This window comes from Ottowia beijingensis (assembly GCF_042680925.1).
GTDB classification, from domain to species: Bacteria; Pseudomonadota; Gammaproteobacteria; order Burkholderiales; family Burkholderiaceae_C; genus Ottowia; species Ottowia beijingensis.
In genome coordinates this window covers 56855-68711 of record NZ_JBHUEP010000008.1, presented here as the reverse complement: position 1 = coordinate 68711, position 11857 = coordinate 56855, and the positions used below count along the sequence as shown (strand labels likewise).

Annotated in this window: 12 protein-coding genes; 5 read left to right on the top strand and 7 right to left on the bottom strand. The window is 71.3% G+C overall.

Annotated features, from left to right (window positions below):
• Positions 1-3 precede the first annotated feature (3 nt).
• Complete coding sequence (locus tag ACFSCU_RS13395; RefSeq protein WP_180550219.1) at positions 4-171, top strand: hypothetical protein; 168 nt, start codon at positions 4-6, stop codon at positions 169-171.
• A gap of 203 nt (positions 172-374) precedes the next feature.
• Positions 375-1193 carry a M48 family metallopeptidase gene (locus tag ACFSCU_RS13390; RefSeq protein ID WP_180550220.1) on the top strand — a complete coding sequence of 273 codons (819 nt, stop codon included), beginning with the start codon at positions 375-377 and terminating at the stop codon, positions 1191-1193.
• Between the two features lie 15 nt (positions 1194-1208).
• On the opposite strand, the gene ACFSCU_RS13385 is transcribed toward ACFSCU_RS13390, so the two are convergent.
• The 5 genes from ACFSCU_RS13385 to pyrF form a co-directional block, all read right to left on the bottom strand.
• Entirely contained in the window at positions 1209-2186 is a 978-nt protein-coding gene (locus ACFSCU_RS13385; RefSeq protein ID WP_377560944.1) for a Bug family tripartite tricarboxylate transporter substrate binding protein, read from the bottom strand.
• A 25-nt stretch (positions 2187-2211) separates the two neighbouring features.
• Positions 2212-3387, bottom strand: a complete 1176-nt coding sequence (gene tcuB / locus ACFSCU_RS13380) for a tricarballylate utilization 4Fe-4S protein TcuB (RefSeq protein WP_180550221.1) — start codon at positions 3385-3387, stop codon at positions 2212-2214.
• Positions 3374-4783: an FAD-dependent tricarballylate dehydrogenase TcuA gene (gene tcuA / locus ACFSCU_RS13375; protein ID WP_180550222.1), complete on the bottom strand. Its 1410-nt coding sequence runs from the start codon at positions 4781-4783 to the stop codon at positions 3374-3376. The genes tcuB and tcuA overlap by 14 nt, the downstream gene beginning before the upstream one ends.
• Before the next feature lie 79 nt (positions 4784-4862).
• A complete protein-coding gene (locus tag ACFSCU_RS13370) occupies positions 4863-5789 on the bottom strand; it encodes a LysR family transcriptional regulator (RefSeq protein WP_180550223.1) in 927 nt (308 codons plus the stop codon).
• A gap of 69 nt (positions 5790-5858) precedes the next feature.
• Complete coding sequence (gene pyrF / locus ACFSCU_RS13365; protein ID WP_180550224.1) at positions 5859-6686, bottom strand: orotidine-5'-phosphate decarboxylase; 828 nt, start codon at positions 6684-6686, stop codon at positions 5859-5861.
• On the opposite strand from pyrF, the gene ACFSCU_RS13360 reads away from it, so the two are divergent.
• Positions 6568-7869, top strand: coding sequence for a phosphoserine transaminase (locus ACFSCU_RS13360; protein ID WP_377560943.1), 1302 nt, complete (start codon positions 6568-6570; stop codon positions 7867-7869). The genes pyrF and ACFSCU_RS13360 overlap by 119 nt on opposite strands.
• A gap of 104 nt (positions 7870-7973) precedes the next feature.
• Here ACFSCU_RS13360 and ACFSCU_RS13355 read toward each other — a convergent pair whose 3' ends face one another.
• Together ACFSCU_RS13355 and ACFSCU_RS13350 are read right to left on the bottom strand one after the other, a co-directional pair.
• Positions 7974-8684, bottom strand: coding sequence for a hypothetical protein (locus ACFSCU_RS13355; protein WP_180550226.1), 711 nt, complete (start codon positions 8682-8684; stop codon positions 7974-7976).
• A 218-nt stretch (positions 8685-8902) separates the two neighbouring features.
• A complete protein-coding gene (locus ACFSCU_RS13350) occupies positions 8903-10147 on the bottom strand; it encodes a S8/S53 family peptidase (RefSeq protein ID WP_377560942.1) in 1245 nt (414 codons plus the stop codon).
• A 200-nt stretch (positions 10148-10347) separates the two neighbouring features.
• Here ACFSCU_RS13350 and ACFSCU_RS13345 point away from each other — a divergent pair, with 200 nt between their 5' ends.
• Both ACFSCU_RS13345 and ACFSCU_RS13340 read left to right on the top strand, forming a co-directional pair.
• Positions 10348-10860 carry an RNA polymerase sigma factor gene (locus ACFSCU_RS13345; RefSeq protein ID WP_377560941.1) on the top strand — a complete coding sequence of 171 codons (513 nt, stop codon included), beginning with the start codon at positions 10348-10350 and terminating at the stop codon, positions 10858-10860.
• Positions 10857-11702, top strand: coding sequence for a hypothetical protein (locus ACFSCU_RS13340; protein ID WP_180550230.1), 846 nt, complete (start codon positions 10857-10859; stop codon positions 11700-11702). Before ACFSCU_RS13345 ends, ACFSCU_RS13340 begins: the two co-directional genes overlap by 4 nt.
• Positions 11703-11857: the final 155 nt, after the last annotated feature.

Genomic DNA, 11857 nt, shown 5'->3' with positions numbered 1-11857 from the left:
ACCATGACCGCCACCAACGTCCGCCGCCTGCTGTTCTGGGGCCTGCTCGTGGGCTTCATCGCCTGGGACTTCGCGCAGTCCGATCCCGTCAACCTGCGGCTGGAGCCGCCCATGATCACCGCCGGCTCGGGCCAGGCCGTGTCGGGCGGGCACTGCGCCATGCCCAAGTGAGCCGGCACACCGCAGAATACTCCTTTGTTGATAGCTGTCAGCGCCCACCCAGCAAGCGCTGAAGGCCAATCTGGCTTGAAACCAGCGGGCGCCTGCACGCAGGGCGGCGTCCGACATCCGCCACGCCGCGCGGCAGGCAAAATGCCGTCAACCCGATCCTGCGCCGGCGGTGTCGGCGCACATCCCTGACGAAGGAGTGACCCGTGAAATACCGTGCCCACCTGAGCGCCGTCCTCGCCGCCGCCCTGCTGGCCGCCGGCTGCGCCAGCACCACCACCGGCAGCGTCGCCTCGGGCGGCTCGGCGCGCTCGCAGCTGCTGCTGGTATCGCCCGAGCAGGTGATGCAGCAGTCGCTGCAGTACTACGATCAGCAGAACACCAAGGCGCGCGCGCAGGGCAAGCTGGTCACCAGCGGCGCCGAGTGGAACCGCGTCAACACCGTCATGCAGCGCCTGGTGCCGCATGTGGCCACCTTCCGCCCCGACGCCGCGCGCTGGCCGTGGCAGCTGGTGCTGATCGACGAGGACACCGTCAACGCCCACGTGATGGCGGGCGGCAAGATCACCTTCTACACCGGCATCATCCGCAAGCTGCGCCTGACCGATGACGAGATCGCCGCCATCATGGGCCACGAGATGGCCCACGCGCTGCGCGAGCACACGCGCGAGAAGATCTCGCAAAGCGCCGCCGGCGACATGGCGATCGCCATCGGCGGCGCGCTGCTGGGCGTGGGCGAAGGCGCGCAGCAGCTGGCCGGCCTGGGCAAGCAGCTGGCGCTGGACATGCCCTTCTCGCGCCACATGGAGAGCGAGGCCGACCTGTACGGCCTGGAGCTGGCCGCCCGCGGCGGCTACGACCCGCGCGCGGCCATCACGCTGTGGCAGAAGATGGCGCAGCAGGGCGGTGGCGGCGGACCGAGCTTCCTGTCCACCCACCCCAACTCGGGCGACCGCATGGCCGCGCTGCAGAACGCCATGCCGCGCGTGCTGCCGCTCTACGAGCAGGCGCGCGCCCGGCGCTGAGGACGCGCCAGCGCGTCAGTTGGCGTGAATGTTCCGGCTCTTGACGATGCCGGACCACTTGGCGTCTTCCTTCTTCATGAACTCGGTGAGTTCGGCGCGCGTGGTCGGCTGCGGCGTCAGGCCGTGACCTTCCAGCGCCTTCTTCACTTCGGCGTCGTTCAGCACCTTGACGATCTCGGTGTTCCAGCGGTCCAGGATCGGTGCCGGCGTCTTGCCCGGCGCCACGAAGGCGTACCAGTTCAGCGCCTCGAAGCCCGGGTAGCCCGATTCGGCCACGGTGGGAATGTTGGGCAGGTAGGCGGGCCGCTTCAGCCCGGTGGTGGCCAGCGGAATCAGCTTGCCGGCCTCGACGTGCGGCATGGCCGTGGGCGGCGCGGCAAAGTAGGAGCTGATGCGCTCGCCCAGCAGATCCTGCAGCGCCGGTGCGCCGCCCTTGTAGGGCACGTGCACCATGTCGACCTTCGCCGCCTGGTTGAACATCTCCCCCGCCAGGTGCGAGGCCGAGCCGGCGCCGGTGGAGGCGAACTCCACCCTGGCACCCGGTTTCTTGGCCAGCGCGACGAACTCGGCCAACGTCTTCGCGCCCACGCCCTTGTGCACCACCAGCACGTTGGGGAAGTTGACGCCACCGGACACCGGCGCCAAGTCCTTGAACGGGTCGTAGCCCACCTTCATCAGGTGCGGCGCGATGGTCAGCGGGCCGATGGAGCCGAACAGCAGCAGCGAGCCATCGGCGGGCCCCTTGGCGGTGAACTGGTGCGCGATGTTGCCGCCGGCGCCGGCCTTGTTGTCGACCACCACGGTCTGGCCGACGTTTTCGCCCAGCTTCTTGGCGATCAGGCGCGCCGCGGCGTCGGCCGCGCCGCCGGCGGCAAAGCCCACCACCAGGGTCACCGGCTTCTTGGGCGGAAAGTCCTGTGCCTGGGCCAGGCCGCCGGCCAGGGCCGCGCAGACCAGCGCGGTGGCACCGCGCATCAGTTGACGCTTGTTCATCGCTTGTCTCCTTGAGTGAGTCGGATCAGTCGGCGCCGAGGCCGATCGGGTTAGGTTGGCGCTTTTCCACCGCATAACGCAGCAGGGCCGCGCTGCGGAAGACACCGTGGGCGAACTTGCCGTAGGGCAGCGTGGCGAACAGCGCCATCACCGCGCCCAGGTGCAGGCACAGCAGCAGGGCCATGGCGTGGCTGCCGCGTGCCCACCACAGCAGCAGGCCGCTGAGACTGACGAGGAACAGCAACGCGATGAAGCCCAGGTCCATCGGCTTCTGCGCCGCATCGCCATGCAGCGGGTGGCGCGCGCGGTTCAGCCGCCACAGGCCGACGGTGCCGATCACCAGGCTGACGCCACCGACCGCGCCCAGCAGCTTGGGCAGCGAAGGCAGGTCGTACGGGGCCGGCCAGCCGAACAGGTAGTGGTAGAGCGTGCCCACGCTGGTGGCGGCAAAGCACAGCAGAAAGCCGTAGAACGTGAAGTGGTGCATGCGCCGGCGGCTCAGCGTGTATTCGTCGTCTGTGTTGTGGCAGCCGTCGCCGTGGCCGCCGTCGAGATACTTCAGGCGCAGCACGTCGTGCGTGGCCTCGGCCGCCGCGGCGCCGCTGGCCGCCGCGCCGCTGGTGGCGGGCTTCACCTGGCGCAGGAAGCCGCGCACCCCCATGCCCAGCGCCAGCACCGCGAACCCGAACACCGGCGCGAACAGGCCGACGAGCAGGTTGTGCGGAAAGATGGCGTAGAAGTCGCCACCCAGCCCCGCGCCCCAGATCGGCCCCCGGGTCATCACCGCCAGCACCAGGAACAGCGCCAGGCCCAGCGCCAGCGCCACCGACAGCATCAGCCCGTTGGTCTTGTACAGGCGGCCCAGCGCCGGTGGCCAGGCGTAGTCGGCATAGGTCTGGCCGCGCACCGTGGCCATGGCCTGCGGCACGTTGACCATGAACTCGTGCGGCGGCGCGTACTGGCAGGCGTGCAGGCAGGCACCGCAGTTGTGGCACAGGTTGGCCAGGTAGTGCACGTCGGCCTTGGCGAACTCCAGCCGGCGCGTCATGGCCGGAAACACGGCGCAGAAGCCTTCGCAGTAGCGGCAGGCGTTGCAGATGGTGAGCTGGCGCGCGACCTCGGTCTCGGCGGCCGTCATCGGCACCACCTCGCCGTTGGCCAGGGCGCGCGCGTTGCGTGCGAGGGCTTCAAGCGAGGCCATGCAATGCTCCTTGATTCATGGCTGCCCGCGCCGCATTGGCGCCGGCGATGCGGCCAAACGCCGTGCCGATAGACATGCCGACACCGGCCGTGTAGCCCTTGCCCAGCACATTGCCGGCCATCATCTCGCCGGCCACGAACAGGTTGGCGCTGGGCTGGTCGCCAAAGCGCACGGCGGCCGTGTCGTCGGTGTGCAGGCCGAGGTAGGTGAAGGTCACGCCCGGGCGCACGGCGTAGGCGTAGAACGGCGCGGTGTCGATGGGGCGCGCCCAGTGGGTCTTGGCGGGCGTCAGCCCTTGCGTGTGGCAATCATCGAGTGCGGTGTGGTCGAACGTGCCGGGCACGCAGGCGGCGTTGTAGGCGTTCAGCGTGCGCATGAAGGTGGCCTCATCCAGCCCCAGCTTGCGCGCCAGCGCGGGCAGGCTGTCGGCCACCACGCCGGGGAACACCGGCGGCATGAAGCGGCCGATGGCCTTGGCGTCGATGATCGACCAGGCGATCTGCCCCGGCTGCTGCGCCACCAGGCGGCCCCAGATGGCGTAGCGCTTGGGCCAGAAGTCCTCGCCCTCGTCGTAGAAGCGCTCGGCCTCGCGATTCACCACCACGCCCAGGCTGACGCAGTCGATGCGCGTGCAGATGCCGCCGTCGTACAGCGGCGCGCGCGCGTCGATGGCCACCATGTGCGCCTGCGTCGGGTCGCCGATGCGGTCGGCGCCGTGGTCATCCAGCAGGTGCTTGAGCAGCACACCCTGGTTGAAGCGCGTGCCGCGGATCAGGAAGTTGTCGGCCGGCCATTCGCCGCGCTCGTTGCGACCCCAGGCTTCGCGCAGCCAGTCGCGGTTGGACTCGAAGCCGCCGGCGGCCAGCACGCAGGTCCTGGCTTCGATGCGCTCGCCCTTCACGTATGCGGCGACGAAGCGGCCGTTCTCGATCTCGATGCGGTCGACCGGCGCCTCGTAGCGAATCTGCACGCCCAGCTTCTCGGCGCTGCGGTAGTAGGCATTGACCAGCGCCTTGCCGCCGCCCATGAAGAAGGCGTTGGTGCGCGCCACGTGCAGCGCGCCCGACAGCGGCGGCTGGAAGTGCACGCCGTGCGCGCGCATCCAATCGCGGCAGGTGGCGGAATGGCGGATCACCAGGCGCGCCAGGTGCTCGTTGGTCTGGCCGCCGGTCACCTTCAGCAGGTCCTGCCAGTACTCGTCTTCGGGGTAGGCGTCGACCAGCACGTCCTGCGGCGCGTCGTGCATGCAGCGCAGGTTGCGCGTGTGGCCTGAGTTGCCGCCACGCCATGCGCGCGGCGCCGCCTCCAGCAGCAACACGCTGGCGCCGGCCTCGCGCGCCATCAGCGCGGCGCACAGCGCGGCGTTGCCGCCGCCGATGACAAGCACATCGACCAAGAGTGTCTCCTCAGGTTTGCAGGGGCGAACTGTAGGCACCGCTGCGCGCACGCACAAGACGGCGCGCGGCAACGGGTCTTCAGTTCTTGTGAAGGGTGGCACCGGCCCAGCGCCCGGCGCGCACCAGCGCCCGCGCCACGTCGGCCAGCACCACGCGCGCGGCCAGCGCGGCGGGCGACAGCTCGTCGTCCGACAGGCTGGCCAGCAGGTTGCGGCGCCCCGTCAGCGCATCGGCCAGCAGCACGCTGCGCACCGCGCCCTCGGGCAGCCGCGCCGTGGCGGCGCCGGGCTGGATGGTGGCGCCCAGCCCCGCGCGCACCGCGTCCATCAGCAGCGACAGGCCATCCACCTCGGCCTGCACGCGCGGCGTGATGCGCTGGCGCGCGAAGGCGGCGTCGGTCAGCGCGCGCAGGCCGTGGCTGGGCGACGGCAGGATGAGCGGCAGCGCGCGCAGGTCCTTCAGCCGCACGCGCGGTCCGGCGGGCATGCCGGGCAGATCGGGCGCGCCGATGACGAACAGTTTCTCTTCCAGCAACGGCGTCACGCTCCAGCGCCGCGCGGCGTCGTCGCGGAACAGGATCGCCAAGTCGAGCTGGCGCGCGTTCAGCATCGTCGTGAGGTGCCCCGACAGCGCCTCGACCAGGTGCACGCGCACCGCCGGGTAGCGCTCGGCCATGGCCTGCATCAGCGGCACGCCCAGCACCGAGGCGGTGGTCGACGCCAGGCCGATGCTGACGTGGCCCGACAGGCGCGCCGTCTGCGCCGCATGCACCGCGTCGTCGGCGTGGCGCAGCGTCAGCTGGGCCTGCTGCAGAAACGCCAGGCCCGCATCCGTGGGCACCACGCCGGTGGCCTGGCGCTGCAGCAGGCGCGTGGCCAGCTCGCCCTCCAGCCGGCTGATCTGCTGGCTCAGCGCCGAGGTGGCCAGCCCCAGGTCGAGCGCGGCCTTGCCCATGCTGCCGGCTTCGCAGACCTTGACGAAGTAACGCAGTTGGCGCAGTTCCATGGCTGTTACTTGCGAAAATGGCCTGTAACGCTTATTTGGCGGGCGCCGGAAGCTATCAAATCAAAAGCATCACGCCGGGCGGGCGGCGTTCAGCGCGTCGCGCGTGGCCAGCGCCGCGGCGCGCGCGGCATCGGCGAAGTCGCTGCCTTTGCCGGCGTACAGGATGGCGCGCGAGCTGTTGACGACGATGGGGCCGTCGGGGCGCCAGCCGGCCTGCACCGTGGCCGCCGCATCGCCGCCCTGCGCGCCCACGCCGGGGATCAGCAGCGGCAGCGTCGGCGCCAGCGCGCGCACGCGCTCGATCTCCTGCGGGTAGGTCGCGCCCACCACCAGGCCCAGCTGGCCATTCAGGTTCCATGGCCCCTGCGCCAGCCTGGCCACGTGCTCGTACAGCAAGGGCTGGCCTTCGACCGACGCGAGGCGCTGGTTCTGCAGATCGTCGCCGCCCGGGTTCGACGTGCGGCACAGCAGAAAGGCGCCCTTGCCCTGGTATTTCAGGTACGGCTCGACCGAATCGAAGCCCATGAAGGGCGACAGCGTCACCGCGTCGGCGCCGAAGCGCTCGAAGGCCTCCTTGGCGTACTGCTCGGCCGTGCTGCCGATGTCGCCGCGCTTGGCATCCAGGATGACGGGCACCTTCGGCGCGATCTCGCGCATGCGGGCGATCAGGCGCTCCAGCTGCGGCTCGGCGCGGTGCGCGGCGAAGTAGGCGATCTGCGGCTTGAAGGCGATCGCCAGATCGGCCGTGGCCTCGACGATCTTCAAGCAGAAGTCATGGATGCCCTCGGCATCGCGCGTGATGCCGGTGGGAAAGCGGCTGGGCTCCGGGTCCAGCCCCACGCACAGCATCGACTGGTTCAGGGTTTCGGCTTCGCGCAGCTGGTCGAGGAAGGTCATGGGGCGGATTCTAGAATCCATGGCTTCGCGCTCCCGTGCGCGGCCACTCTGTTCAGCCATCATGCAAAAGCCCGCCGCTCGTCCCCGCAGCCCCCACTTTTCCTCCGGCCCCTGCGCCAAGCGGCCGGGATACGACGTGTCGCAACTCGATCTGCGCGCGCTCGGCCGCTCGCACCGCTCGGCGCTGGGCAAGGAGCTGCTGGGCAAAGCGTGCAGCGAAACCGCGCGCATCCTCGGCCTGCCGGCGGACTACCGCGTGGGCATCGTGCCGGCGTCGGACACCGGCGCGGTGGAGATGGCGCTGTGGAGCCTGCTGGGCGCGCGCGGCGTCGACGTGCTGGCGTGGGAAACCTTCGGCCTGACCTGGGTGAACGACATCGTCAACCAGCTCAGGCTGCCCGACGTACGCGTGTTCAAGGCGCCGTATGGCGAGCTGCCCGATCTGTCGCAAGTGGATGCGGCGCGCGACATCGTGTTCACCTGGAACGGCACCACCAGCGGCGTGCGCGTGCCGCATGCCGACTGGATCGCCGACGACCGCCAGGGCCTGACCATCTGCGACGCCACCAGCGCCGCCTTCAGCATGGACTTGCCCTGGCACAAGCTGGACGTGGCCACCTTCAGCTGGCAGAAGGCGCTGGGCGGCGAAGGCGCGCACGGCATGCTGGTGCTGAGCCCGCGCGCGGTGCAACGGCTCGAAAGCTACGCCCCGCCCTGGCCGCTGCCCAAGATCTTCCGCATGACTTCGGCCGGCAAGCTGATGGAGGGCATCTTCGTCGGCGACACGATCAACACGCCCAGCATGCTGTGCGTGGCCGACTACCTGGACGCGCTGGCCTGGGCCGACGCCCAGGGCGGCGTGCCGGGGCTGAAGGCGCGCAGCGAGGCGAGCCTGAAGGTGATCGAGGACTTCGTCGCCGCGCACCCGTGGCTGCATTTCCTCGCGCGGCGCGAGGACACGCGCTCGTGCACCAGCGTGTGCCTGACGCTCGACCTGCCGCCCGAGCAGGTCAAGCGCATCGCGCAGCTGCTGGAGACCGAAGGCGTGGCCTACGACATCGGCGCCTACAAGGACGCGCCGCCCGGCCTGCGCATCTGGTGCGGTGCCACGGTGGAGCCGGATGACGTGCGCGCGCTGATGCCCTGGATCGAGTGGGCGCATGCGCAGGTGCAGACGGCCTGATTTTTAACCAAAACAGCCTGAAACCATTGCCACAAAAGCGCCGGCAGCTTCTTGTTTGGTAGCAAGCCTAGGGCGCCGTGCAGTCCGCAGGCGCCCTGGCCCGCTCACAGCGCGCGGCACTGGTCCGTCTTCAGCGCCGCCGTGTTGCCGCCGCCGGTGGGCGCGGGCTGGTTGGCCTGGCATTCCAGGTTGCCGTCGACGCGGTTGCCGTTGACGCTGACGCCGCCCAGGTTCTGCTTGATCTGCACGTTCTGGCCGACCTGGTTGCGCTCCACGCTCAGCGCGCCGCGGTTGTCGGTCAGCTGGATGTCGCCGTCGATGCGCGCGCCGGTCAGCGAGGCCGACTGGCCCTGCTCGATCTGCACCGAGCCGCCGATCCAGCTGCTGCCGACCAGCGTGACGTGCGCCGCGCCCTGCGCCTGGATGTTGCCGTTCATGCGCACGTCCTGCGCGTCCAGCAGCGCGCCCTGGTTGACCTTGGCCGTGCCGATGAGCTGCGTGCCGCGCAGCGCGCACTGAAAGCCCGCGGGCACTTCCAGGTTGTCGATGCGCACCGCCAGCAGCGTGGCGTTGCGGCACTGGTAGGTACCGCCGGTGGGCGCCGGGTCGACCGGCAGCTGGGTGGTGGGCGGCGGGGTGGTGGTGCCGCCGGTGCCGCCAGTGGGCGGCGGCGTGGTCGTGCCGCCGGTGCCGCCGGTGTCTCCGGTGCCGGCCCCCGGCGGGGTGGCGGGCGCGCTGGGGTTGTCATCGTCACCGCCGCCGCAGGCCACCAGCAGGGCGCAGCTCAATGCAATCAGTCCGTGTTCGATCCTCATGGCGATCTCCTTGTAATGCGTGAAGGAAGCGCGGAGCCATCCATCACCTCCGCATTCCGACAACGGGCCGGCAAACGGCTTATTCCGTCATCGGGCACGAGGATGTAACAAGGAGTTTGGCCGGTGCGGACCGCATCGCACGGGCGCTGTTTTTTCAAGCCAGATCGACCTTCAGCGCCCATCCACAGGGCGCCGACAGCTATCATATCAGTAGCAAACTAGCACTTGCCTTCGAACCGCGGTTGCCCCCAGCCGAAGATCGGGTCGTGCCCTGGCGCCCCCAGGTCCAGCACGGGGCCGGCGCGGCCCTGCAGCAGTTCGTCGCGGCCGATGCTGCGCTGCGCCAGCGACTGCGACACGAAGGCCACCATGAACGGCACGGCGTACGAGGTGCCGCTGCGCCGCCGGCCCTGGCCGTCCAGCCCGGCCGTCCACACCTCCACGCCGGGCAGCGCGAAGTCGATGTGGGCGCCACGCTGGGCACGGCGGTAGACCTGGCGCTTGGCGTCGATGGCGGTGACGCCCAGCACGCGCTCGAACGCCGCCGGATAGGCCGGCGCCGCGTTCGGCCCGCCGTTGCCGGCGGCCGCGGCCAGCCAGTCCAGGCTTTTGACCAGCGCGCTGGCGTCGGCGATGGGCTCGCCCTGGGCCGGCTGGTGAAACGGCGCCGCCGTGAACAGCCGCGCGCGCGGCAGCAGGCCGGCAAAGGCGTCGTCGGCCCGGCCCACCAGCAGCGCGGCCACGGCGGTGCCGTGGTCGGCCGGCGCGGCGGTGCGGTCGGCGTCGTGAAAGCCTTCGGCGCGCAATTCGGCCCCGGCCAGCGCCGGGTGGCTGGCCTGCACCGGCGTGTCGACCATGCCCACCACCTGGCCGCGCCCGCACTGGCGCGCATCGGCCGGCCAGTCGATCAGCCCCGCCAGGCGGCCGGGCATGGTGCAGGCCGGGCCCTCGCAGCGGTCGGCCGCCGGGGTGGCGGCCTTGGCCTGCTGCAGGGTGTAGCGGTGGTGGCGCTCGAACACGCCGGGATCGGTGGTCACCAGCTGGGCCAGCGCGTTCTGCACGCTCAGCCGCGCCGGCAGGCGCAGGCGCACCACGCGCAGCCCCAGCGCGCCGGCGGCCACGGTTTCCACCTCGGTGGCGCCGAGGGCGGTGGCGCGGCCCAGCGCGGCGGGGGTGGGGTTCAGCGCCAGCAGCTCGTTGGGCACCACGTCGGCGGGCGGCGGGGGCGGCTTGGGGGCACGCTGGGTGCGGCGCGGCGGCGGGCGCGTGGGCCGGGCCGCGGGGCGGCTGGGCTCGCGCCACGGGAAGGTGAAGCCGCCCTCGCCATCGGCACCGCCGCCGCCATCACCGCCATCGCCATCGTCGGCCCAGGCGGCGGCGCCGTGCCGCCACTGCCCATCCCAGCCGCGCCATTCCAGCATCGGCAGCGCCAGCATCAGGGCCAGCGCCAGAGACAGGCGCAAGAGGCTTCGGACGAAAGTGAGGACTCGCGTTGGCATGAATCGGAGGGTGCTGAATCGGCGTCAAGGGGGCACGCCGGGGCTTGCGTTAGCATGCCCACGCCGCACGATAACGCAAGGCGCGGGGGTTCATTCCCTTCGCGCCACCGGATCGGCGGAATAAACCCAGCCCCACCACGTTGTCTCCCCAAGCACGAGAGCGCATGTCGCCCGCCACCGATCCGCGTGCCGAACTGGTCAGTCTGCTGCCCCGGCAGCGGCGCTTTGCGCACGGCCTGACCGGCGACGGCCACGCGGCCGACGACTTGGTGCAGGCGGCGCGCCTGAAGGCCATCGAGCGCTGGCACCAGTGGCAGCCGGGCACCAGCCTGGCCAGCTGGGTGTTCCGCATCATCCAGACCACCTGGCTGGACGAGCACCGCACCCGCCAGCGCCGGCAGACCGATACCGACACCGAGGCGCTGGCCGACGTGGTGGGCGAGGACGGCCGGCAGGTGCTGGAGGCCCGCAGCGATGCGCGCGCCGTGCGACGGTTGATTGCGACCCTGCCCGAGGAGCAGAAAGTGGTGCTGATGATGGTGACGGTGGACGGCCTGTCGTACAAGGACGCGGCGGCGGCCCTGGGCGTGCCTGTGGGCACCGTGATGAGCCGGCTGGCGCGCGCCCGCGGCAAGCTGGCCGACGGGCTGGGCCGCAGCGCCGGAGACGCGCCATGAACCCCGCGCTGATCGACGACGACACCCTGCTGGCCTACCTGGACGCGCAGTTCGATGACGAGGCGCGCTACGTCGCCGTCGAGGACGCGCTGGCCGCCCAGCCCGCCCTGCGCGCGCGCCTGCAGGCGCTGGTGGACAGCGGCGAGCAGGCGCGCCGCGCCTTCGACGCCGTGCTGGAGGCGCCGGTGCCGCCGGCGCTGATCGCCGCCGTCCTGAACGCGCCGCTGCCCACCGCGCTGCAGGCCACCCTCGCGCCGGCACCCGAACCCGCGCCGACCGGTGCGCGCCGCCCGCCACCCGTCGCGCCCAGCCTGGGTGAACGCCTGAGCGGCTGGCTGGGCCTGAACGGTGGCCTGAACTGGGGCGCCGCGGCCTTCGCCTCGGTCGCGTTGCTGGCTGTGGGCGGCTTTCTGGGCCACGCCTGGCAAGGCCCTGGCACCGCCGGCCCTGTGCTGGCCGAGGCCGGCCAGATCGTGCGCGAGCCCGCGCTGGCGCTGGCGCTGGAGGCCGCGCCCAGCGGCCGCCACCTGGCCACGGGCGATGGGCAAGTGGAACTGGTGGCCAGCTTTGCCCGCGCCGACGGCCAGGTGTGCCGCGAATTTGCCGCCACGCGCCCGGCCCCGGTGGCGCGCGACGAGGTGGGCGTGGCCTGCCGCGAGGCCGACGGCCAGTGGCGCCTGGCCTTTCTGCGGCACGCGCCGCACGCGGCCACGCCCGGTGGCGGCTACCAGACCGCCGGCACGGCGCTGCACGAAGCGGTGGATGCCTTCATCGCCCGCGAGCTGCCCGCCGGCGCGCTGAGCGCCGAGCAGGAGCAGGCGCGGCTGCTGCGGGGCTGGTGAGCCGGGCGCGCCCCACAGGGCGCCGCGCACGCTGGACGTGTGGACAGCGTGCGGCTGCGCAAGCGGCCAGCGTCACATACTCCCCATATAGACAGACCGCAGCGCCCACCAAACAAGCGCAACAAGCATATACCCCCACGATTCCACTTTGAGAT